Origin of the sequence: Ectopseudomonas chengduensis, assembly GCF_900102635.1 — a bacterium.
Classification (GTDB): Bacteria; Pseudomonadota; Gammaproteobacteria; order Pseudomonadales; family Pseudomonadaceae; genus Aquipseudomonas; species Aquipseudomonas chengduensis.
On record NZ_FMZQ01000002.1, the window covers coordinates 326,706 to 347,994 of the forward strand.

Genomic DNA, 21,289 nt, shown 5'->3' on the forward strand with positions numbered 1-21,289 from the left:
AGTGGTACTGCCCTGCACAGGGCGTACTCGCCCCAGGCAGTGCGCTGCTGGGGGCGGTAGGAGAGAGGGCGCCCCATGGGAGAAGGGGCGCCGGGTGCACTTCGGAGGCAGGGCGCGCTGTCAGCCTCAGGGCACCAGCAGAATCTTGCCGTCACGCTCGCCGCTGGCGGCTGCCGCCACGGCGTCCTTGATGTGCTCCAGGTCATAAGTCGCCGCGACGCGGGTCTTCAGCTTGCCACTGGCGATCAGTTGCACCAGTTCGCCGAACACCTTCATCTGCTGCGCCGGGCTGGCCTGCTGGAACCACTTGGCCAGCCAGAAACCGCGCAGGGTCACGTCGCGAAACACGAAGGAGGCGGGAGAGACCTGGCAGGCCTGGCCGCTCATCATGCCGTAGTTCACCAGTACACCGCCGTTGGCCAGCACTGCGGCCAGGTTGTCGGTGCTGACGCCGCCGACCGCGTCGATCCCCAGGCGTACTTCGGCGCCGCCAGTGGCTGCGCGCACACGCTTGGCCAGGTCCGGTCCGTCCACCAGCACCAGATCACCGCCCTCGGCCTCGACGCCGGCAACGGCCGAATCACGGCGTACCACGTTGATGGTCTTGAAACCGCGCAGCTTGGCCAGCTGAATCAGGTAGCTGCCGACGCCGGAGTTGGCGGCGTTCTGGATCACCCAGTCGCCCGGTTTGAGGTCGACGAATTCGCTGAGCAGCAGCGAGGCCGTGGGTGGGTTGACGGTAAGCATGGCCAGTTGCAGCGGGTCGGCATCCGGCAGCGGGATGAGTTTTTCCGCTGGCGCATTCAGAGCCGTGACCCAGGTACCGCAGCCGACCGGCAGCAGCACGGTCTGGCCGACCTTGAAGTTGCTCACGCCTTCACCGAGCGCCTCGACCTTGCCGACGCCTTCGTTGCCGCCCACGGCCGGCAGTGGCGGCAGCATGCCGTAGGCGCCGGTCAGGGTCAGCACGTCGGACGGGTTGATCGGTGCTGCCAGTACCTTGACCCGCACTTGTCCGGCAGCGGGTTCCGGCAACTGCAGTGGCACCGCGCTGATCACGTCCTGCGGCACCGGGCCGCGTTGTTGGTATTCGGCTTTGAGCATGGTCTTGATCTCCTGAAGGCAGGCGCAGAATGCGTGCAGCCAGTCTAGCCGCGATAGGGCAAAGCGGAATGAATCGGCCGGCATCCACTCTGGTTATGAAGGCGGCCAGGCGGCTATGCTCTGGCGGGACCGATAGTGGGGTAGAAGATGCTCAGATGGTGGCTGGGGGCGATGCTGGCATGCCTGAGCCTGACGGTTGCGGCCGAGCTGCTGCATGTCGGCTTTGGCACGCACAAGCCGCCTTATGTCTACGAAGGTGAGCCGCGTGGCCTGGAATATGAATTGGTGGAGCGTGCTGCGCACAACGCCGGTTTTGAAGTGACCGCCTATTACGCGCCGATAGAGCGCTTGCACCTGATGCTGCGCCGCGGCGAGATCGACGCCATTACCACCACTCACGAGCGCAGTGGCGTGCAGGCCTTCTATTCGGACGTCTACATCCATTACCAGAACGTGGCGGTGGCGCTGGCCAAGCGCGGTTATCGCATCGAGCAGATCGCCGACCTCGGCCAGTACGCGGTCAGCGCCTTTCAGCGTGCTCGACTGCTGATGGGGCCAGAGTTCGAGCGCATGGCCATGAACAATCCGCGTTATCGCGAGGAGGCGCTGCAGATCAATCGCAATCGTCTGCTCTACAGCGGTCGCACCGATGTGGTGGTGGGCGACAGGCGCATCATTCGCTACCTGGACCGCGAGGTGGATGATCAGGTCGACGTCACCCAGCCACTGGCCTGGTTCGATATTTTCCCACCGACGCCATACCGTGTCGGCTTTCGCCGGGACGAACAGCGTCGGCGTTTCGACGAGGGTCTTCGTATGCTCAGAGAGAGCGGCGAATACCAGCGTATCGAGCAGCGCTACCTGACGGACTGAAACCTGAGGAAACTTTTGTGGGGCTGCCACGGCTCAGGGGCTGTTGCACTATGGCCGCTTGTCTGACGCATGGAGACGCCACGATGCCGCGCCTGAAACCCCTCGCAGCCCTCGGTCTGCTCGCCCTGTTCGGTTATCAGTACAGCTTTGCCGAAGACCGGCAACTGAGCTCCGAACTGGGGCCGTTGAACGTTCACACCGTCGCCGAAGGTCTGGCCAACCCCTGGGCCGTCGCCTTTCTGCCGGATGGCCAGGGTTATCTGGTCAGCGAGCGGCCAGGTGCCTTGCGCCGGGTAAGCGCCGAGGGCGAGGTGTCGCAGCCGCTGCGCGGCGTGCCCAATGTCTTCGCCGTCGGCCAGGGCGGTTTGCTCGACGTGGTGCTGTCGCCTGACTTTGCCGAGGACCGCCTGGTCTATCTGTCCTACGCCGAGGAGGGCGACGGCGCGGCAGGTACGGCTGTCGGGCGCGGCAAGCTGTCGGCTGACGCCACGGCGTTGGAAGGCTTCGAGGTGGTCTTCCGCCAACAACCCAAGCTGTCCAGTGGCACGCACTTTGGCTCGCGCCTGGTGTTCGACCGCGATGGCCATCTGTTCATCGCCCTGGGCGACAACAACAATCGCCCCACCGCGCAGGACCTCGACAAGCTGCAGGGCAAGCTGGTGCGCATCTTCCCGGACGGGCGCATCCCCGAGGACAACCCCTTCGTCAGCCGCGACGGCGCGCGTGAGGAAATCTGGTCCTACGGCCATCGCAACCAGCAGGGTGCAGCGCTCAATCCCTGGAGTGGCCGCTTGTGGACCCATGAGCATGGTCCGCGTGGCGGCGACGAAATCAACGTTCCCGAGGCAGGCAAGAACTACGGCTGGCCGCTGGCGACCCATGGCGTCAACTATTCGATGCTGGCGATTCCCGAGGCCAAGGGCAAAACCGTGGCTGGTACCGAGCCGCCGCATCACGTCTGGGAAAAATCACCGGCCATCAGCGGCATGGCCTTCTACGATGCCGAGCGTTTCCCGGCCTGGCAGCACAACCTGTTCATCGGCGCACTTTCCGGTCAGGCGCTGATTCGCCTGCAGCTCGATGGCGACAAGATCGTCCATGAGGAACGTCTGCTGCAATCGCTCAACGCACGGGTGCGCGACGTACGGCAGGGGCCGGACGGCTATATCTACGTGCTGACGGATGCGCCGAAAGGGCAGTTGCTGCGCCTGGGGCTGGCGAGCGAGTAAAGCTGGAGAGAGGCTGGGTGCGCGATGCGCACCCGAGGCGATCACTTCTTGCTGATGGTGATCTGGCGCGTGCCGCCGTAAGTCTGGCCGCTGACGCCCTTGGCGATCTGCTGGATCTCGCCACCGCCCTGCAGGAAGGCAGCAATCTGCGCCTCGATGGACTCGCGGGTTTCCACGGCTGGGGCGGGTTTGCTGACTTTGCTGGAGGAGGACTTCACGCGCAGGGTGGCCATGACCTTGATCTCTTTCAGAAGGGCGGCCGGCCATTATGCCTCAAGCAGCCCCTTTCTGCTTGGTTAATCGCCCAGTTGAATAGCATAAGGCTGCGCCTGGCCAGCTTTTCGCGGCAACTTATGGCTTGTTTCCCAGTCACTTACACCACCATTCGACCGGCCGTCGATTCGCTACGACGTCGGCCCGGTCGCGGATTAACTCGGGTAGAATGGCCGGCTGTTTTGGTGAGGTGAAACGCGATGGCCTTGATTGGGCGGATGAATTCTTTGCAGGTGGTCAAGCACACCGACTTCGGTCTGTACCTGGACGGTGGTGCGGATGGCGAAATCCTCCTGCCCAAGCGCTACATCCCCAAGGACACGCCGAGCGAAGTCGATGATTGGCTCAACGTGTTTCTCTACCTCGACAGCGAAGACAAGCTGATCGCCACCACGTTGAAACCGAAGATCCAGCTCGGTGAGTTCGCCAGCCTCAAGGTGGTGGATATCAACCGCGTCGGCCTGTTCTTCGACTGGGGCCTGCCCAAGGATCTGCTGCTGCCGCATTCCGAAGAGAAGCGTCCGCTGCAGATCGGCGACTACTGCGTGATCTACCTTTACCTGGACAAGCGCACCCGCCGCCTTACCGCCACCGCACGCCTGGACCGCCACCTGGACAAGGTGCCGGCCAACTACCAGGTCGGCCAGGAAGTCGACCTGCTGGTGGTCGAACGTACCGACCTCGGTTTCAAGGCCATCATCGACGGCAAGCACTGGGGCCTGATCCACAAGAACGAGCTGTTCAAGTTCATCCGCAGCGGCATGCGCGAGAAGGGCTACATCAAGGAACTGCGTGCCGACGGCAAGATCAGCCTGAGCCTGCAGCCCATCGGTCACGAAGCCGCCAGTGGCCTGGCCGAGCAGATCATCGAACGACTGCGTGCGCAGGGCGGTGTGCTGGCGCTGGGTGACAAGAGCCCGCCGGAACTGATCTCCGAGCATTTCCGGGTCAGCAAGGGCAACTTCAAGAAGGCCATCGGCGGCCTCTACAAGCAGGGCCTGATCCGCATCCACGACGATCGCATCGAACTGCTCGACAGCTGACGTCGCAGCGACTTGAGCACGAGCGTGGCAACTCGCATAATGCCGAGGTTTTCCCGCCGGTGTAGCTCAGTCGGTAGAGCAGCGCACTCGTAACGCGAAGGTCGTAGGTTCGATTCCTATCTCCGGCACCATTTCCAGCAAAGGGTCAGCTTCGGCTGACCCTTTGTCGTATCAGCGCTGAAAATTCCCTCGCGTTGCTGTCAAAGCCGGTGTGATGATGATTTTCGGCTCAGGCGCGTGACGTCTGGCCCTGACTCGAAGGGGAGTTGCTCATGTTCATTCGCTCGCTTGTCCTGATCCTGGCGACGGCGTTCGCCAGTGCTGCGTTCGCCGATCAGCCGCAGACCATTCGCGTCATTCCCAAGAGCTACGTCAGCCCAGGGGCCAGTGGCAGCGTCTCGGGCTCGTCCAGTTATCAGCAGCACAATCTCTACGGTGGCCAGCGTCTGCCGCAGGGTAGCGTGCGTCAGGAAAGCAGTTATGGCAGCTATTCCAGCGAAAGCCGTGGGGGCATTCGCCAGAGCACCGAATATCCGGGCGGGCTGATCATCGAGCGCCAGCCCGGCAGTGGTAGTTATCAACAACACCGCAGCCGCTGACGCCTCAGTGGCTAGCGGCAGTCTTGTTTGGGCCGCTCGGGGCATCGGCGATCACTGCGCGATTGCGCCCCTCGCTCTTGGCGCGATACAGGCATTCATCGGCGCGCTGCAGCCAGCCTTCCCAGTGCTCGCCACTGTGCAGAATGGCGCCGCCGATGGAGACGGTCACCGCGCCGCCTGGGCTTTTGAGCTCTTGCGCCACCCAACTGAGCAGATTCTGCGCCGCCGCCTGCAGGCCCGTCAGCTCGGTGTTGGGCAGTAGCAGGAGAAACTCCTCGCCACCAAAGCGGAACAAGCGATCTTCCTTGCGTGAGCAGCGTTTGATCAGCTCGACGAAGGCCACCAGCACCTGGTCGCCGACGTGATGACCGAAGCGGTCGTTGATCTGCTTGAAGTGATCCAGATCCATCACCAGCAAGCCGTAGCTGTCGCTGTGGCGGCGATGGCTGGCCATGGCGATCTTCAGCTCTTCGTTCATCGCCCGGCGGTTGCGGGCGCCGGTCAGCGGATCATGAATGGCCAGCGATTGCAGTTGGTCGCGCTGGTTGCGGGTGCGGAAGGCGAAAATGAAGCTGAGCACGCTGGCCATCATGCAGGTGACCAGGAACGACACCATCTGGTAGTGGCTTTCGAACACGCTGCCAGGTACCAGCAGGGCGTGGCTGACCAGGCTGACCAGCACCAGCGCAGTGGCCAGCAGGGCCTTGCCGGGGGTGACCATGAAGAAGTTGAAGAGGATCAGCGGATAGATCCAGAACAGGCCGTTGACCCCCAGGTTGATGGCGATCAGCGTGGCGCCGACAGAGAACACGGCCGCCAGGTAGATACCGGGCTTGACCGTGTCGCGGGTGACCCAGGCATAGAGCACGGCGAACAGTGTGGAAAAGACGATGATGGTGTCGGCGATACCGACCAGGTAGTTGCCATGTAGCAGGCGGTAGACGGCATAAGGCGAGATGCCGATGACCCCGAACAGCCCCATCAAGGTGATGATCGATAGCTGGAAATCGTTGCGCAGGCGCTTCAGCAAGCGAGCGGTCTGGGTAGCCATAGCGTTTCTTTTCGTTGTTATGGACCAAGCATGCAGAGCTTTGACCGCTAATGGCAAGGGGCATTCCTGAGCAAAGTGCCAGTATTTTCGCCCAGACCGACAGGCTGCTCAGTGGATGCGCAGCGAGACAAGCGATTTGTTGCGCTGATAGCGGGTCAGCCGCACGGCCAGCTCGGTCGGCAGGCTTGGACAGTCCTCGAAGCCCAGGCGCTGATAGAAGCTGCGCAGCTCGGGATGACAGAACAGCCAGACGGGCTCGGGATGCAGCGCCAGGCTGTGGCTGAGCAGCGCTGCCGCCACGCCTTGGCGTCGCAGCGCAGGGGCGACGAACAGGCCGGTCAGCCACTGCCCACCCGCCATAGGGCGAAGGCTCAGGGCGGCGACGATCTCGCTGGCGCTTTGCGCCACCCACAGTTCATCCCCCGCCTGGCTGCGCATCGGCGAGCGGTGGTCGCGGTAGAACTTGTCGACCAGCGGTCGCAACTGGAGGGGCAGATGGCGAAAGCGCGGTGTGATCATGGGGGGCAGGCGGGAAGGATCTGGCGACTTATTTAAGCATCGCATTTTGGTTAACGGTTGCGCATTTACGGCCTTGCGGGCGGTGACAGCCCGTCCGCGTCGCCGCATCATGGGCAATCGCATTTTGCTCAAGGATTCGCCGCGTGTCTCAGCCTTCCCCTGTATCCGTGGTCTTCGCTGCGCAGAGCGTTGCCGGCCAGGTACGCACGCATAACGAGGATGCCCTGGCCTGCCGTCCCGATCTGGGGCTGTGGGCGCTGGCCGATGGCATGGGCGGGCACGCGCGTGGCGAGGTGGCCAGTGCCCTGGCGCTGGAGGAACTGGTGGGCGCCGTGCAACAGGGCGAGGAGCTGCCTGCAGCGGTGCAGGCCGCCCATCTGGCAATCGTAGCGGCGGCGCAGCCCGTTGCGGGCGAGGCGGGCATGGGCAGCACCCTGGTTGCCGTGCGCCTGGACGGGAATGAGTTCGAACTGGCCTGGGTCGGCGACAGCCGCGCCTATCGCATCGGCAGCGAACATATCGAGCAGCTCAGTCACGACCACAGCTGGGTCCAGGCCATGGTCGACGTTGGCCGGATGAGCGCCGAGGAGGCGCGTGAGCACCCGCGCCGCAACGTGATTCTGCAGTGCCTGGGGCAGGTCGGGCAGGCGCCTGAAGTCGGTCTGCTGCGGGTCCGACTGGCGCCGGACGAACTGCTGCTGCTGTGCAGCGACGGGCTGACCAACGAGCTGGACGACGCTGCCATCCAGCGCTGTTGCGCCGAAGCGGACACGCTGGAGGCGATGGTCGAGCAACTGGTGGGGCTGGCAAATAGCCATGGCGGCAGAGACAATATCAGCAGCATCGTCCTGGGCCTTGGCCCGACTACCGAACCCCGCGAAGCGCCGACCCCCGGCCTGCTGCGCAAGCTGTTCAAATCCCTTCAACCCTGAGCGCCAGTCGAGCCGCATGAGTCAGCCTTCCATCAGCGTACCCGGTTACAGCATTCATCACCGCCTGGGCAAAGGCGGCATGGCCGAGGTCTATCTGGCTACCGAGCAGGCGCTGCAGCGCCAGGTGGCGCTCAAGGTGCTGCTGCACCGCGAGGACGCAGCCTTCACCCAGCGCTTCATCAAGGAAGGCCATACCGTCGCCTCCCTGCAGCATCCTTCGATCATCACCATCTACCGTATCGACCAACTGGACGACGGCCGCCATTTTCTCGCCATGGAGTACCTGGCGGGCGGTGATCTGGCCCAGTACAAGGGCCAGCGCCTGGAGCCGGCGCGTGCGCTGCGTATCGTCCGGCAGATCGCCAGCGCCCTGGCACTGGTACACGACAAGGGCCTGGTGCACCGCGACATCAAGCCCGGCAACATCCTCTTTCGCGACGATGGCACCGCCGTGCTCAGCGACTTTGGCGTGGCCAAGGAGCTGCAGCTCGACAGCGAACTGACCCAGTCCGGCATAGCCGTCGGCAGCCCGGCCTACAGCAGCCCCGAGCAGGCGCAGTGTCAGGCGCTGGACGCACGCAGCGACATCTACAGCCTGGGCGTGATCCTGCTGGAGATGCTCAGCGGGCATAACCCCTTTCGCGGCGGCAACTACACCCAGACCCTGATGAATCAATTGCAGCTAGAGGCGCCGCCGCTTCCGGAGTCGCTGGGCGAGCTGCAGTGGCTACTCGACCGCATGCTGGCCAAGGACCCGGAAGATCGCTTCGCCGACTGCCACGTGCTGCTGGCCAGCCTCGATGAGCTGCAGGACGCCGATCAGGATCAGACCCGTCTGAGCCCGGCTGTCAGCCTGCCGCCTCGGCCCTCCCGGCGGCGCTGGCTGCCCTGGGCCTTACTTGGCTTGCTATTGCTAGCCATGAGTAGCGCAGGTGGCTACTACTGGCAGCTGCAGCAGCGCATCGCCGGGTTGCTCGCGCTGGCTGAAACGCGCTTGAGCGAGGGGCACCTGCTGACCCCGGCGCAAGACAACGCCGACTACTATTTTCGCCAGACGCTGGCCCTGGACGAGGACAACCAGCAGGCCAACGACGGTCTGCAGCGCGTGCTGCAGGCACGTATCCAGCAGTATCTCGACCTGGCCGAGCAACGCCTCGGTGAGGGTTTGCTGATCTTGCCGGAGGACGACAGCGCGGTGCATTACTTCCGCCAGGTGCTTGGCTGGGAACCGGACAACCTGCTGGCCCTGGCCGGCATCAACCGGGTGGCGCAGCGTTTCATCGAACAGAGCGAGGCGGCCTATGCGCGGCGCGAATATAACCTGGCGCTTGAGCACATCAAGCAGGGTCTCGAGGCCGAGCCGGACAACGAACGGCTGCTGGCCCTTTATGACAGCCACGAGCAGCGCGTGCGTCAGGCGGCGAGCCGCCCACGCAGCGCGCAGCCGGCCCAGCAGAACCCGATCAAGCGCTTGCTGAACAACCTATTCGACTGACCCGAGGCGACCACGATGCTCAGACTGCAGTTCCTGGATAACCGCCAAGCGCCGGTCTGGCTGACCGACGAACGCCTGACCATCGGTCAGGACGGCCGCAACCAGCTGGTGCTTGGCGACGCCGGAATCGCCAGCTTCCACGCCGAGATCCGCCAGGATCACGGTTACTACTACCTGAGCGATGCCGGTCAGGGCGCCACCTGGGTCAACGACCAGCGCGTCGGTACACGCTTTCAACTGCGCGACGGTGATCGCCTGCGCCTGGGGGCCGTCGAGCTGCAACTGGTCGACCCGTCGAAAAGTGTGGCCAGGCCCGAGGCTGCCGCGCCGCGCTGGTTTCTGCAGGTGATCCAGGGCGAGCACCAGGGGCGCAAGTTTCATATCCACGGCTCGATGACCTTCGGTCGTTCGAGCAAGTGCGAGCTGTGCTTCAGCGATCTGGAATTGTCGCGCCGGCATTGCGAGTTCTTTCTCAAGGACGACGTGTTGGAGGTCAAGGATCTTGCCTCGGCCAACGGTGTACTGGTCAACCAGCAGAAGGTCAGGACCGCGGTACTGCAGCCGGGCGATCAGTTGAAGATGGGCACGGTGACGCTGCTGGTGATCGGGCCGAAGGTGAACGTGAGTGATGCGCCCGACGAGGATGCCACCCAGTTCATGCGTGTGGCGGACCTGCCGCCTGCATTGGCTGCCAAGGCCGCTGGCGGCGCCACGCAGATCGCCCCGGTGCCGCAGCCGGCGCGTGCCAGCGCCAAGGCAGCGCCGGCGGCGGCCAATCCGCTGCGTGCGGCTCAGGCCAAGCCTGCCGCCCTTGCCGCGCCGCCTGCGGCCAGTGCGGGCAAGCTGTGGCTGGGTGGGATCGTACTGCTGCTGATCGGCGTAGGCCTCGGTGCTGTCGCCATGCGGCTATTGGGCTGAGGCGGGGCGCGTCACCCGATAGAACCGGCATGGCGGGTTGCACCCGCCCTACGGGGTAGCGGTCGTGTCGTAGGGCGGGGGTACCCCGCCGTTGTGGTCCCGGTGGGTTGGTGCGCACCGAATGCCTCGAAACACGCTGAATCTCAGGCCGGCATCAGGCGTCGCCGCTCCGCACGGATCTCCGGCAGGTCGCTGCGGCGCAGATAGACGCGCAGTGGCTCGCTGAGATTCACTCGGTCATCGATGCGCTGTTCCTGCAGCCAGGCCAGGCGCTGGCGATCCAGGCGCATCAGCTCACCGTCGTCGGCGTGCCAGACGTATTCGCAAGTGGGCGTGATGGTGTCGGCCGGTACATCGAGGCCGAAGCTGTCTTCGGAAAAACGCAGCAGGTACTGCTCGGTCTTGGCGTTGTAGCCGACGAAACCCTGCAACTGGTCGGCGGCCTGGCAGATCTGGGCGGACGTGATACTCATGGCAAACCTCGTTTCCTGTGGGGTTTGCAGGCAAGGCGAATGGTTCTGTTTATCGGCGCAGCCTAATCGCTGGCGTTGTCACCCGCGTTGTCGTGGATCAAGAAACTGCCGGGAGCGGTTCTTGATGTCGCTGGCGACGGTCCTAGCAGAGCCGGCAGCACCTGTTCACGCAGCAGCGGTGCCAGGTCATCGGGCAGGGGCAGGGTGGTGTCGAGCCAGCGCAGCTCTTCCAGCTCGGCGGCCGGCTGCACCGCGTGGTGCAGGGCGGCGCGATAGATGTCTGCCTGCACCCAGGTATCGGCCTCGTTGGCCGCGGGCGCCTGGAACTGGCCGAGCGGTTGCAGGGCGTCTGCGCCCAGTTGTAATTCGAGCTCTTCGAGCAGCTCACGCTCGAGCGCCGACAGCGCGTCTTCGCCCGCTTCACGTTTGCCGCCGGGCAGCATGAAGAATCGGGTATTGCGCTTGCGCACGAGCAGCAGCCGGCCTCGTTCGTCGAACAGACAGGCAGCAGCGATATGCAGGGTGGTTGGCATGGGGCAAGCACTGTACTGATTGCGTCTCTGGCGAACCCGGACAACGCACGTTGCAAAGCTTCGCCCCGGGGCGGGGCTCCTACAGGGGCTGAAGCCTTGCCTGATATGGGCGCCGGTTCAGGGCGCCCAATGAGCGTCAGCCGGCCAGGCCGACATAGACGTTCTGCACGTCATCATGGCCGTCAATGGCCTCGAGGAAGGCTTCGACCTCTTCCATCTGCTCCGGCGTCAGGCTGCTTACCGGGTTTTTCGGACGGTAGCCGAGTTTGGCTGAGTTGACGGTGAAACCCTGCTCCGGCAGCGCCTTGCACACGGCGTCGAGGTCGGTCGGATCGGTGATGAACAGGGTCGAGCCCTCGTCATCGGGCACGAAGTCCTGGGCGCCGGCTTCGATGGCGGCCAGTTCCGGGTCGGCGCCCTCTTCGGTGGTGGCTTCGATCAGGCCAACGTGGTCGAAGTCCCAGCTGACCGAGCCGGAGGCACCGAGCTGGCCCTTGCGGAACAGCACACGGATCTCGGCGACGGTGCGGTTGACGTTGTCGGTCAGGCACTCGACGATCACCGGCACCTGATGCGGAGCGAAGCCCTCGTACTGGGTACGTTCGTAGTTGACCACTTCACCGGACAGCCCCGCGCCTTTCTTGATGGCGCGATCCAGGGTGTCCTTGGGCATCGAGGCTTTCTTGGCCTGGTGCACGGCCAGGCGCAGCTTGGGGTTCATGTCCGGGTCGGCGCCGTTACGCGCGGCGAGCATGATTTCCTTCACCAGCTTGCCGAAGATCTTGCCTCGGGCATTGGCGGCGGCTTCTTTGGGTTTGGCTTTCCACTGGGCGCCCATCTGGGGTCTCCTGGCCGATAGGTGAGAGGGTGTCACGGCACGCAGGGGCGGCCGGACGATCACTTAGGCTGCGGATTCTAGTGCGTTGCGGCGCTGGCGGCACGCGCAATTTCCCGGATGGTGTTTTTGCGCCAGGGGAGTGCCGACGCAGCGAGGCTGCGCCGGCAGGTTGGAGCTCAGGCGTCCGGTGAGTGGCTGCCGAGCAGGGTCTGGCCGTGCTTTTTCTCGCGCTTGGCCATGCGTTTCTCGTGCGCCGTTTTCAGCGGCTTCTTCTTGCCTTCTTTGTGTGAATCCATGCTTTTGCTCATGGTCGTGTCTCCGGGAAGTAGGTCATTGACTGGGGGGATGCGTTCGGGTCACTGCCACCTCCTCGGCTCATGTAGCCGACTGCAATGCGGTATCGCCTTTCAAGCATAGCTGGCGGGCAACACCCTGTTGCGAATCGTTGCTCGTCACTGTGTCTGGTTTTTCTATGCTTGCTCTTCGTCGTCATTTGCTCGAGGAACTCAGCATGCCCCGTTTACTTCACCGTTTCGCCGCCGCGCTTGGCCTGCTTGTGCTGCTGGGCGGCGCCCCGGCACTGGTGCAGGCGGACGCCTTGCGTATCGGCATCATCGGCACCGGCAATATCGGCAGCCCACTGGCGCGGCTGTGGGTCGAAGCCGGGCACGAGGTGATGATTTCCTCGCGCAATCCCGAACGCCTGCAGCCGCTGGCCGAGGAGCTGGGCGAGCGTGCCCGCGTCGGCACCCCGCGTGAGGCTGCGGCCTTTGGCGAGGTGATCATGTTGGCGGTGCCCTATGCTGCGACGCCGCAGGTCGGCCGCGACTACGCCACTGAGCTGGCCGGCAAGGTGGTGCTGGACGCCGGCAACCCACGACCGGGGCGCGATGGTCCGATGGCCGAGGCAGCGGTCGAGATGGGCGCCGGGTTGGCCTCGCAGCAGTTTCTGCCGGGCGTGCGCCTGGTGCGCGCGTTCAACGCCATCTCCGCGCACAACCTGCGCAGCCAGGCCCATCGCAGCGGCGAGAAACTGGCCATCCCGCTGGCCGCGGATGACGAGGCGGCGCTGCAGGTGGCAGCGCGTCTGGTGACCGATGCCGGCTTCGATCCGGTGATCGTCGGGCCGCTGGCCAGCGCCAAGTCCTTCGACTTCAACAGCGGCGTGTCGGCGCGCATGCCCACCGCGCGTGAGTTACGCGAACTGCTGGGGTTGCAGCCCTAGCAGGCGTCAGAGGTAACGCCAGATCAACTGCACACCCGCCATGAGAATGCCCAGCCGCGCGATACGGTAGAACCACAGGTGGTTGACTCGTGACTGCAGCCACAGGCCGCTCCATACACCCAGCGGGACGATGGGTGCGAGCATCAGGCTCAGCAGCAGATTGTCCTGGGTGAACTGGCCCAGCGCCGCGTAGGGGAACAGCTTGGCGGCGTTGGTCAGCAGGAAGAACAGATTGATGGTGGCGACGAAGCGCACCTTGTCCAGCTGCTGCGGCAGCAGGTGCATCATCACCGGCGGGCCGCCAGCGTGGGCGACGAAGCTGGTGAAGCCGGCCAGACTCGACAGCAGTGTGCCGCGCCCTTTGTGCAGTGGGCGTGGCGCCTGGTTGCCAAGCACCAGACCGAGCCCGACGAAGGTGATGGCGATGGCGCCGATCAGCAGGCCGATGGCGCGTTCGTCGAACAAACCGAAGGTCATCGAGCCGATGGCGATGCCGATCACCGCGCCCGGCAGCATGACCTTGAGGTTGGCCATATCCCACTTGCCCCAGTAGGCCTTCAGGCCCACCACATCGGCCAGACAGAGAATCGGCAGCATGACCGCGACCGCCTGTTTCGGCGAAGTGGCCAGGGCCAGCAACGGCACGGCGATGCCGCCCAGGGCGCCGCCAAAGCCACCCTTGGACAGCCCGGTGAGAAACACCGCGGGCAAGGCGAACAGAAGGAAATCGTGCAGAGTCATGGGTTTGGCGTAACGCTACAAAAGCGCGCAGGTTAGCAGCCGTCAGTGTCTGTGTGGCTTTTTTCCTCGGCCTCTGTGTCTGTCTGCTGCGGGGTGAGGCTGCTCTAATGCCGGCTCACTCAACCCGAGGTTCGTGCTCATGACACCCAAGGATCTGCTGCTGGCGCTGCTGGTGATCGTCGTCTGGGGGCTGAACTTCGTGGTGATCAAGGTCGGCCTGCACGGCATGCCGCCGATGCTGATGGGCGCTCTGCGCTTCATGCTCGCAGCCTTTCCGGCGATCCTCTTCGTGCGTCGCCCGCAGGTGCCGCTGCGCTGGATGCTGGCCTATGGCATGACCATTTCAGTGGGGCAGTTCGCCTTTCTCTTCTATGCCATGTACGTCGGCATGCCGGCTGGCCTGGCGTCGCTGGTGCTGCAGTCGCAGGCGTTCTTCACCCTGTTCTTCGCCGCGCTGTTTCTCGGTGAGCGGCTGCGTGGCAGCAATCTGTTCGGCTTGCTGGTGGCAGCCAGCGGCCTGGTGTTGATCGGTCTGCAGGGCGGGCAGGCGATGACCCTGGCGGGCTTCGCCCTGACCATCGCCGCGGCCTCGATGTGGGCGCTGGGCAACGTGGTCACGCGCAAGCTGGGCAAGGTCAATCTGGTCGGCCTGGTGGTCTGGGGCAGCCTGATACCGCCGCTGCCATTTCTGGCCCTGTCGCTGTGGCTGGAAGGGCCGGAGCTGATCAGCCAGTCGCTGCGCACGCTTGGCGTGGACTCGCTGCTGGTGCTGGCCTACCTGGCATTCGGCGCCACCATTCTTGGTTACGGGCTCTGGAGCCGCCTGCTGTCGCGTTATCCGGCCAGCCAGGTGGCACCGTTCTCGCTGCTGGTGCCGGTGGTGGGCATCAGCTCCTCGGCGCTGCTGCTGGGCGAACGTCTCGGCAGCTTGCAGATGGTCGGCGCGGCGCTGGTCATGGCCGGGCTGCTGATCAACGTCTGGGGCGGGCGCCTGCTCGATGGTTGGCGTCGACGCGAGGCGACGCTGCCGTAGGGCGCTTCCTGAATCGTGATCCGATACTGCCGACGCCCTGGTGCACACGGCGCACCCTGCAACAACTGTCTCAGTCTTGCGGGCGCTGTTCCGGTAGGCGTTGGAGGATCTGATCCAGGCGTTGCTGGATGCGTTGGTCGATCTTCTCGTGCAGGCGCATGATTTCCAGTTCGGCGCGCAGGTTCACCTCGAAGTCCAGGCGTGCAGCCAGACGATCCTTCGTCGCCTGGCGGTTCTGGCTCATCATGATGATCGGCGCCTGGATGGCCGCCAAGGTCGACAGCATCAGGTTGAGAAAGATGTAAGGGTAGGGGTCGAAGGCCATGCCGAAGTGCGACAGCACGTCAGTGTTGAGCAGCATCCAGCCGAGCATGGTCAGCGAAAAACAGATGATGAAGGTCCAGGAGCCACCGACCGATGCGACCCGATCAGAAAGCCTCTCGCCGAAAGACGATTGTTCATCCGAGGCGTCGGCGGCATCGCGGCTGATGGGGCGGCGCTGGCGAATCTGTTCGAGCACATGGCTTTCTTCCGGCTCGAGCTCGTGGATTGCCTTGCCAAGCAGGTTCTGGGCGAGGTGTTGCAGCGGGTGCTGGGTGCTGTTGCTCATTGTGGCCATTCATCCGAGGCAGAGACGTCGAAGCGATGCTGAACCGCTTCACGAGCCTTGTCACCTCTGCTGTTCAGCATGCACTCCAGCACTTTCCAGCCGATTTCGACCATTGTTCTTGGCTCGATAAAGCGCTTGATCGGCCGCCTCGATAAGCGCCAGTGCCTGCCTCGTGCTGTCCCGCTGATCCGCCATCAGGTTGGCCACGCCGGCACTCACCGTGACCCTCGCGAAGGGACTTGCCTGGTGCTCCAGGTCGCGCTGTTCCAAGCTCTGCATGAAGCTTTGGGCGACGGCTTCAGCCCCTTCAAGTGTGGTGTTCGGCAGGATCACTGCCAGTTCCTCACCGCCATAACGGGCGGCCAGATCGCCGGGCCGGCGTACGCACTGCTTGAGCACCTCTGCCACGGCACGTAGACAGTCATCACCGGCTACATGACCGTAGTGGTCGTTGTAACGCTTGAACATATCGATATCGAACAGCAGCAGTGACAGGGAGGAGCCACGACGCTGCGCGCGGCGAATTTCCATTTCCAGGGTCTGGTCGAAGCTGCGGCGGTTGGCCAGGTCGGTCAGGCCATCCTGTGAGGCGAGGACCTCCAGCCGGGCGTTGGCATCAAGGAGTTCCTCGCGGGCGTTGAGCAGTTGCGCCTCGGCGCGCGAGCGACGGCGGATATCGACGATCAGGTATTGGCCAATGATGCTCACGGCAGCCAGCAACAGCATGATCAGCGCGGTGAACAGCTCGGCGTTGCGGCGCCAGGCTGCCAAGGCGTCCTCGCGGCCGAGTGCGACGACGGTGATCAGCGGCAGGCGATCGTTGCGGCGAAAGGCATAGACACGCTCGACACCATCGATACGTGAGGTCTGTACGGTGGTGCCTTCGCGTTGTTCGCGCAGCTGTTGCAGGATGGGTGAGTCGGACCAGTCCAGGCCGACATCCTGCTCACGGAATGGCTGGCGAAACAGCAGTTTGGCGTCGCCGGTGGAGAGGCTCATCGAGCCATGTTTGCCGAGGTCCAGGCTGCCGAAGAAGCTCAGAAAGTGCTCGACGCCTAGCGTCACGGCCACCACGCCGGCGAAACGACCCTCACCATCGTTCAGACGACGGCTGACGGTGAAGACCCAGTCACCCGTAATACGGCTCTTGATGGTGGGGCCGATGAAGGTGCCGGTGGAGGGATCGTTGCGATGATGGATGAAGAATGCGCGATCGGCGGCGTTGAGATTGTGTCCTGGCGGCTGGGTCGATGCCAGCAGGCGGTCGCCCTGTTCGTCGTAGATGACGATGGCGTTGGCCAACCCAAGCACTTCACTCTGCTGCTGCAGCAGTGCCTGCAGGCGTTCTTGTTCGTGCACGGCCGGGCCGTTGTGTTGCATGCGCTCGGCCAAGTCGATCAGCACCAGTTCCGACTGGCGAATGACCCCTTCCGTGTAGTTGTCCAGCGCCTGGGCCAGGTTGAGGTTGGCCACGTTCAGCTCTTGCAGCGCGCGTTCACGCGAGAACCAGACCTGCCAGGCGGTCAGCAACGCCAGCGACAGGCAGATGAATACCAGGAGAATGGACGCGAGCCGAATACCACGTTTCATGGTGAAACCCAGAGCCCTACTACAGGGAGCTGAAAAGGCTTGGGAAAACAGAAGGGCCGCACTGGCGGCCCTTCCGTCGTGCACGATCAGTCCTGACGGCTGGTGACTTCCAGCAGGTGATAACCGAACTGGGTCTTCACCGGGCCCTGCACCACGCCGACCGGTGCGCTGAACACCACGGTATCGAACTCCTTGACCATCTGGCCCGGGCCGAAGGAGCCCAGATCACCGCCGCTACGGCCGGACGGGCAAGAGGAGTTGTCTTTGGCCAGTTGGGCGAAGTCGGCACCGCCTTCGATGGCGGCTTTCAGTTCGTTGCACTTGTCTTCGCTGGCAACCAGGATGTGGCGGGCAGTGGCGCGGGCCATGGGAGTACCTCCTATCAATGAAGGTGCAGAGCCTAGCGCAATCGCCTCGACAAGCAAACGGTCGGCCGTTCGTCCACCTGTCAGGAGCCGTTTCGGCGTCTGGCTTGTCCCATCTTCTGTAAGTGGGCATCTGCCCTGAACTCAGGCTTCACTGAGGAGACTTGCGGATGAACACCCTGAGCATCGACGGTTGGCGCAAGGCCGACAATGACAGCAAATCCATCCCTATCGGCACTCTGCAGTTCTATGTCAGCGAGTCGGAGCACTTGCGCCTGGAGCAGGCTGAGGAGCAACTGCAGCGCAGCGGCGTCCGGGACGCGATGATCGACGCAGACATGCGACGTTGGAGCTGGTCATGCCGGAGGGCTTCGGCCCACTGAGTGAATGCAAATGGCGCGTGTACCTTGGCGGCGAGGAGGGGCGTGGCCAGTTTCATCTGGTCGGTTACAGCGCCGAGGATGGCTGCCTGATCTACAGCAATGCGGTGATGGTCGATCTGCTGGGGTGACCGGCACAGGCAAAACCTTGCCCCGCGGTGGCAAGTCGCTGCCACGAATGTGTGTGCAACCCGCGTAGTGACTGGCCTGCAGCGGCTGGCCCGGAATCTGCTTTGCATCAGGCGAACGGATTTCGCGGAGGCCTCATGACCAGTATCAACAACAGCACGCCTGCCATGCTCAGCTACTACGGTAGCCAGCTCAACAATCGCTCGACTGCGTCCAGTGGCGAAGCCGACGGTCAGGCCAGTCAGGATCCAGTTGCCGACTTGCGGCGTTTTGCCAAACAGGTGGTGGCGCGCAGTGAGGGTGGACTACTACGCGCGATGAATGGTGGCGCGGCGCAGCCCAGCAATACCGTGCAGCGCAGTGGTGACAGTCAGCCGACTACGCCTTCGGTGATTCAATTGCCGGACGTAACGCAGCTCGATCGCGACGATGCCGCCAAGCTGCTGGCGCAGGTGCAGAAGATGGTGGATGCCGGCATGGATGGCAGCGTGCGCATCGCCGGTTACAACGGCGACCAGCAGACCGACTCGCTGGAAACCTACCGCCAGTGGCTGCAGGAAAAGGGCGGAGTCAGCATCTACGTCTGATCCGCAGCCGTTCAGCCCAGAATGGGTTCTACGTCCTCTCGGGTGATCACCCGGTTACGCCCGGCGCGCTTGGCCGCGTAGGTGCGCCTGTCTGCCGCCAGCATCAGCTCGTCCAGTGATTGCCCATCTACCCCGAAACAGGCCACGCCAGCGCTCAACGTCATGTGCAGCGTGGTTTCATCCACCGTCAGCGATTGCGCAACCAGGCGTTCGCGCAGGCTTTCGGCGATTTCCCGAGCTTGCGCTGCCTTGCTGCCTGGCAGCAGCACCGCAAATTCCTCACCGCCCAGGCGGCAGAACAGATCATTGACCCGTAAACGCTGCGCCAGCACCTTGGCGAAGTGAACCAGGGCACGGTCACCGACTTCGTGGCCAAAGCGGTCGTTGATCTGCTTGAAGTGGTCGATATCGACGAATACCAGCGAAAGCGGCGTGCCATTGCGCAACGCATGGGCACGCTCACGCTCGAATACCTCGGCCAGCTTCAGGCGGTTTGGCTGGCTGGTCAGAGAGCCGGTGGTCGCCTGCTCGGTCAGGCGCTGCTCATTGAGCAGGCGGCTGCGCTCGTAGATGTGCGCGAAAATCATCACCGCCAAGCTGGCGAGGCCGAGATTGGCGATGATCTCGACGTTTTGCAGCAATTCATCGGACGAAAACCGCTGACTGAAGACGAACAGGCCGACACCGACGAACACGATCGAGCCGTACATCCCCAGGCGCAACCCCAGTAATAGATAGCAGATGATCGGAATTGTCTGGATCCAGGCGAACACCGCGAAGGTAGTGGTGGTCTGAGACAGCGCCACAATCATGATGCTGAAGAACGGCAGCAGGTAAACCGCGGTCAATAGCTGCAGGTTGCGTGTTTTATCGATGATGGTCAGCAGATACAGCGACACCGCGGCATAGCCGATCTCCAGGCCGGCCAGCAGCCAGTTGTCGTGCAACAGATTGACGACCGAGAAGAACAAACCGCCGCTCAAGGTGATCCATAGCAAGGCTTTGAGGACCAGGCGGCGATGTTGTTCGTTCTTGGCGAAGTAACCGGGTAGCAGTGTTCTCGAGCGGGAGAGACAAATGCGTAAATTGTTCGATGACGGCAGAGGGCGTCATGCAGGAACCCTGCCGTTGGGCCGCGATCCCAGTGTACGCGGGCGTTCGATGGGATTAGGAAACCGGCCATGATCCTGCGCCGGAAATTGCGTCAGAATCACGACGTTAGTTGGGAGAGGGCGGTATGACAACAATGGACAAATGGGGGTGGCAACGCTGCCTGCTGGCGCTGCTGCTGATGGGCATTTGCGGCGCGGCCCAGGCCGCTGAGGACCTTGCGCTGATCGAGATGATCAACAGCTATCGTAGCGAGGTGCAGCGCTGTGGCGTTCAGGCCTCCGAGCCACTGCCGCCGTTGACCAACGATCCACGCCTGATCCTGCCTGCCAACGGCACCGCGGATTTGCAGGATTCGCTGAGCGCGGCTGGTTACCCGTTGGTTAACGTACAGGCCATCACCCTCTCCGGCCCGCGCAATGCGCAGGCAGCCATGCAGGCATTGAGCGAGAGTTTCTGCCGCGTGCTGCTCGATCCGCAATTCATCGACATCGGCGTCAGCCAGCAGGATCGCGACTGGCGCATCGTGCTGGCACGGCCGCTGCTCAGTGGGCGCCTGCAATCCTGGCAGACCGAGGGGGAAAGTCTGCTCATGCTGATCAACTCTGCCCGCGCCGAGGCACGCCAATGCGGTGACCAGCACTTCGCTGCCACCGCGCCGCTGGTATGGAATGCCGAACTGGGGAGCGCCGCCGAGAGCCACAGCCGAGCCATGGCCAACGGCAACTTCTTCTCCCATCAAGGGCGTGACGGCCTGACGCCGGGTGACCGCGCGGAACTGGCGGGGTACAGCGGTACCAAGGTCGGCGAGAACATCGCCGCGGCGCTGGATACCACCGCCAAGGTGGTCGAGGGCTGGCTCGCCAGCTCCGGGCATTGCGCCAACATCATGAACCCGGAGTTCAGCGAGCTAGGCGCTGCCTATGCCAACGACCCGCAGAGCGATGCCGGCATCTACTGGACGGCGTTGTTCGGCGGGCAATGAGTGAGCGCCGGCTTCAGTTGACGCCGAACACCTGGGCCAGGTGCTGCTCGTAGCGTGCCACGTCGTGCTCGATGTTCGGCTCCTTCATCACGTCGTTGCAGATGAAGGTGGGCAGACCAGTCATGCCCAGGAACTCGTTGGCCTTGTGGAAGGGGAAGTACACCGCGTCCACGCCTTTGCCTTCGAAGAAATCGGTCGGGTCCTCGAAGGCCTGCACCGGGGCGTTCCAGGTCAGTGACAGCATGTACTGCTTGCCCTGAATCAGCCCGCCGCTGCCGTACTTCTGCGATGCATCGGAGCGGGTACGGCCGTCGTTGGCATACAGGCTGCCGTGGCCGGCGGTGAACACCTCGTCCAGATACTTCTTCACCGTCCAGGGTGCGCCCATCCACCAGCCGGGCATCTGGTAGATCACCACATCGGCCCAGAGGAATTTCTGTACTTCTTCTTCCACGTCGTAGCCGCCGTCGATGAAGGTGGTCTTGACGTCGAAGCCGGCGCGGTCGAGGAAGGCCACCGCCGCGTCGTGCAGGGTGCTGTTGTACTGGCCGTGGGAGTGGGCGAACGCTTTGCCGCCGTTGAGCAGGAGGATCTTTTTCATGGGGGTTCTCCAAATGCGGATTCCACGCCATTCGGACACTCAGCCCACGCTGA

At 63.6% G+C, this 21,289-nt stretch carries 24 protein-coding genes, 1 tRNA gene and 1 pseudogene; 13 read left to right on the plus strand and 13 right to left on the minus strand.

Going from position 1 to position 21,289, the window contains the following annotated elements:
* Nucleotides 1-126: 126 nt before the first annotated feature.
* Nucleotides 127-1,104: a zinc-dependent alcohol dehydrogenase family protein gene (locus tag BLS08_RS06125; protein ID WP_017674933.1), complete on the minus strand. Its 978-nt coding sequence runs from the start codon at nucleotides 1,102-1,104 to the stop codon at nucleotides 127-129.
* Between the two features lie 171 nt (nucleotides 1,105-1,275).
* Here BLS08_RS06125 and BLS08_RS06130 point away from each other — a divergent pair, with 171 nt between their 5' ends.
* Both BLS08_RS06130 and BLS08_RS06135 read left to right on the plus strand, forming a co-directional pair.
* Nucleotides 1,276-1,977, plus strand: coding sequence for a substrate-binding periplasmic protein (locus tag BLS08_RS06130; RefSeq protein ID WP_055986674.1), 702 nt, complete (start codon nucleotides 1,276-1,278; stop codon nucleotides 1,975-1,977).
* 83 nt (nucleotides 1,978-2,060) lie between these two features.
* Nucleotides 2,061-3,206, plus strand: coding sequence for a PQQ-dependent sugar dehydrogenase (locus BLS08_RS06135; protein WP_055986666.1), 1,146 nt, complete (start codon nucleotides 2,061-2,063; stop codon nucleotides 3,204-3,206).
* Nucleotides 3,207-3,247: 41 nt separating this feature from the next.
* Here BLS08_RS06135 and BLS08_RS06140 read toward each other — a convergent pair whose 3' ends face one another.
* Nucleotides 3,248-3,439 (minus strand): hypothetical protein, encoded by a 192-nt coding sequence (locus tag BLS08_RS06140; protein ID WP_003462311.1) that lies wholly within the window; start codon nucleotides 3,437-3,439, stop codon nucleotides 3,248-3,250.
* Between the two features lie 240 nt (nucleotides 3,440-3,679).
* Here BLS08_RS06140 and BLS08_RS06145 point away from each other — a divergent pair, with 240 nt between their 5' ends.
* From BLS08_RS06145 to BLS08_RS06155, 3 genes are all read left to right on the plus strand, one after another.
* The gene (locus BLS08_RS06145; protein WP_003462310.1) at nucleotides 3,680-4,522 is read left to right on the plus strand and encodes a CvfB family protein; all 843 of its coding nucleotides are present in this window, start codon (nucleotides 3,680-3,682) and stop codon (nucleotides 4,520-4,522) included.
* Nucleotides 4,523-4,577: 55 nt separating this feature from the next.
* Nucleotides 4,578-4,653, plus strand: a tRNA-Thr gene (locus BLS08_RS06150).
* 141 nt (nucleotides 4,654-4,794) lie between these two features.
* The gene (locus BLS08_RS06155) at nucleotides 4,795-5,121 is read left to right on the plus strand and encodes a hypothetical protein (protein WP_003462307.1); all 327 of its coding nucleotides are present in this window, start codon (nucleotides 4,795-4,797) and stop codon (nucleotides 5,119-5,121) included.
* Between the two features lie 4 nt (nucleotides 5,122-5,125).
* Here the strand turns inward: BLS08_RS06155 and BLS08_RS06160 are convergent, their stop codons facing one another.
* Entirely contained in the window at nucleotides 5,126-6,172 is a 1,047-nt protein-coding gene (locus BLS08_RS06160; RefSeq protein WP_003462306.1) for a GGDEF domain-containing protein, read from the minus strand.
* A 108-nt stretch (nucleotides 6,173-6,280) separates the two neighbouring features.
* The gene (locus BLS08_RS06165; RefSeq protein WP_021490158.1) at nucleotides 6,281-6,691 is read right to left on the minus strand and encodes a GNAT family N-acetyltransferase; all 411 of its coding nucleotides are present in this window, start codon (nucleotides 6,689-6,691) and stop codon (nucleotides 6,281-6,283) included.
* A gap of 143 nt (nucleotides 6,692-6,834) precedes the next feature.
* Here BLS08_RS06165 and BLS08_RS06170 point away from each other — a divergent pair, with 143 nt between their 5' ends.
* From BLS08_RS06170 to BLS08_RS06180, 3 genes are read left to right on the plus strand one after another with little or no spacing between them, the layout of a single operon-like run.
* The gene (locus tag BLS08_RS06170; protein ID WP_090336212.1) at nucleotides 6,835-7,623 is read left to right on the plus strand and encodes a PP2C family protein-serine/threonine phosphatase; all 789 of its coding nucleotides are present in this window, start codon (nucleotides 6,835-6,837) and stop codon (nucleotides 7,621-7,623) included.
* 16 nt (nucleotides 7,624-7,639) lie between these two features.
* Nucleotides 7,640-9,118: a serine/threonine-protein kinase gene (locus BLS08_RS06175; protein WP_090336214.1), complete on the plus strand. Its 1,479-nt coding sequence runs from the start codon at nucleotides 7,640-7,642 to the stop codon at nucleotides 9,116-9,118.
* A gap of 15 nt (nucleotides 9,119-9,133) precedes the next feature.
* A complete protein-coding gene (locus BLS08_RS06180) occupies nucleotides 9,134-10,036 on the plus strand; it encodes an FHA domain-containing protein (RefSeq protein ID WP_090336216.1) in 903 nt (300 codons plus the stop codon).
* A 143-nt stretch (nucleotides 10,037-10,179) separates the two neighbouring features.
* Here the strand turns inward: BLS08_RS06180 and BLS08_RS06185 are convergent, their stop codons facing one another.
* The 3 genes from BLS08_RS06185 to BLS08_RS06195 all read right to left on the minus strand — a co-directional run bounded on the left by BLS08_RS06185 (nucleotide 10,180) and on the right by BLS08_RS06195 (nucleotide 11,880).
* Complete coding sequence (locus tag BLS08_RS06185) at nucleotides 10,180-10,509, minus strand: DUF2025 family protein (RefSeq protein ID WP_017674924.1); 330 nt, start codon at nucleotides 10,507-10,509, stop codon at nucleotides 10,180-10,182.
* A gap of 62 nt (nucleotides 10,510-10,571) precedes the next feature.
* Nucleotides 10,572-11,042 (minus strand): NUDIX hydrolase, encoded by a 471-nt coding sequence (locus BLS08_RS06190; RefSeq protein ID WP_244155364.1) that lies wholly within the window; start codon nucleotides 11,040-11,042, stop codon nucleotides 10,572-10,574.
* Nucleotides 11,043-11,178: 136 nt separating this feature from the next.
* Nucleotides 11,179-11,880 carry a YebC/PmpR family DNA-binding transcriptional regulator gene (locus BLS08_RS06195; protein ID WP_017674922.1) on the minus strand — a complete coding sequence of 234 codons (702 nt, stop codon included), beginning with the start codon at nucleotides 11,878-11,880 and terminating at the stop codon, nucleotides 11,179-11,181.
* A 511-nt stretch (nucleotides 11,881-12,391) separates the two neighbouring features.
* On the opposite strand from BLS08_RS06195, the gene BLS08_RS06200 reads away from it, so the two are divergent.
* Nucleotides 12,392-13,105, plus strand: coding sequence for an NADPH-dependent F420 reductase (locus tag BLS08_RS06200; RefSeq protein ID WP_090336218.1), 714 nt, complete (start codon nucleotides 12,392-12,394; stop codon nucleotides 13,103-13,105).
* 6 nt (nucleotides 13,106-13,111) lie between these two features.
* Here the strand turns inward: BLS08_RS06200 and BLS08_RS06205 are convergent, their stop codons facing one another.
* A complete protein-coding gene (locus tag BLS08_RS06205; RefSeq protein WP_017674919.1) occupies nucleotides 13,112-13,846 on the minus strand; it encodes a sulfite exporter TauE/SafE family protein in 735 nt (244 codons plus the stop codon).
* 139 nt (nucleotides 13,847-13,985) lie between these two features.
* On the opposite strand from BLS08_RS06205, the gene BLS08_RS06210 reads away from it, so the two are divergent.
* Complete coding sequence (locus tag BLS08_RS06210; protein WP_090336221.1) at nucleotides 13,986-14,879, plus strand: EamA family transporter; 894 nt, start codon at nucleotides 13,986-13,988, stop codon at nucleotides 14,877-14,879.
* Nucleotides 14,880-14,949: 70 nt separating this feature from the next.
* On the opposite strand, the gene BLS08_RS06215 is transcribed toward BLS08_RS06210, so the two are convergent.
* The 3 genes from BLS08_RS06215 to BLS08_RS06225 all read right to left on the minus strand — a co-directional run bounded on the left by BLS08_RS06215 (nucleotide 14,950) and on the right by BLS08_RS06225 (nucleotide 17,447).
* Nucleotides 14,950-15,489 (minus strand): DUF1003 domain-containing protein, encoded by a 540-nt coding sequence (locus BLS08_RS06215; RefSeq protein ID WP_090336223.1) that lies wholly within the window; start codon nucleotides 15,487-15,489, stop codon nucleotides 14,950-14,952.
* A gap of 60 nt (nucleotides 15,490-15,549) precedes the next feature.
* Nucleotides 15,550-17,079 (minus strand): sensor domain-containing diguanylate cyclase, encoded by a 1,530-nt coding sequence (locus tag BLS08_RS06220; protein ID WP_090336225.1) that lies wholly within the window; start codon nucleotides 17,077-17,079, stop codon nucleotides 15,550-15,552.
* Nucleotides 17,080-17,165: 86 nt separating this feature from the next.
* Complete coding sequence (locus BLS08_RS06225; protein ID WP_003462270.1) at nucleotides 17,166-17,447, minus strand: peptidylprolyl isomerase; 282 nt, start codon at nucleotides 17,445-17,447, stop codon at nucleotides 17,166-17,168.
* Nucleotides 17,448-17,614: 167 nt separating this feature from the next.
* Here BLS08_RS06225 and BLS08_RS06230 point away from each other — a divergent pair.
* Together BLS08_RS06230 and BLS08_RS06235 are read left to right on the plus strand one after the other, a co-directional pair.
* Nucleotides 17,615-17,955 (plus strand): annotated as a pseudogene (locus tag BLS08_RS06230) (hypothetical protein).
* 135 nt (nucleotides 17,956-18,090) lie between these two features.
* A complete protein-coding gene (locus BLS08_RS06235; protein WP_003462266.1) occupies nucleotides 18,091-18,540 on the plus strand; it encodes a hypothetical protein in 450 nt (149 codons plus the stop codon).
* 11 nt (nucleotides 18,541-18,551) lie between these two features.
* Here the strand turns inward: BLS08_RS06235 and BLS08_RS06240 are convergent, their stop codons facing one another.
* On the minus strand, nucleotides 18,552-19,643 hold the full coding sequence (locus tag BLS08_RS06240) for a GGDEF domain-containing protein (protein ID WP_338139003.1): 1,092 nt from the start codon (nucleotides 19,641-19,643) through the stop codon (nucleotides 18,552-18,554).
* 134 nt (nucleotides 19,644-19,777) lie between these two features.
* On the opposite strand from BLS08_RS06240, the gene BLS08_RS06245 reads away from it, so the two are divergent.
* Nucleotides 19,778-20,635 carry a CAP domain-containing protein gene (locus BLS08_RS06245; protein ID WP_090336228.1) on the plus strand — a complete coding sequence of 286 codons (858 nt, stop codon included), beginning with the start codon at nucleotides 19,778-19,780 and terminating at the stop codon, nucleotides 20,633-20,635.
* Between the two features lie 13 nt (nucleotides 20,636-20,648).
* Here the strand turns inward: BLS08_RS06245 and BLS08_RS06250 are convergent, their stop codons facing one another.
* On the minus strand, nucleotides 20,649-21,236 hold the full coding sequence (locus tag BLS08_RS06250) for an NADPH:quinone oxidoreductase MdaB (protein ID WP_003462259.1): 588 nt from the start codon (nucleotides 21,234-21,236) through the stop codon (nucleotides 20,649-20,651).
* Nucleotides 21,237-21,289 lie beyond the last annotated feature (53 nt).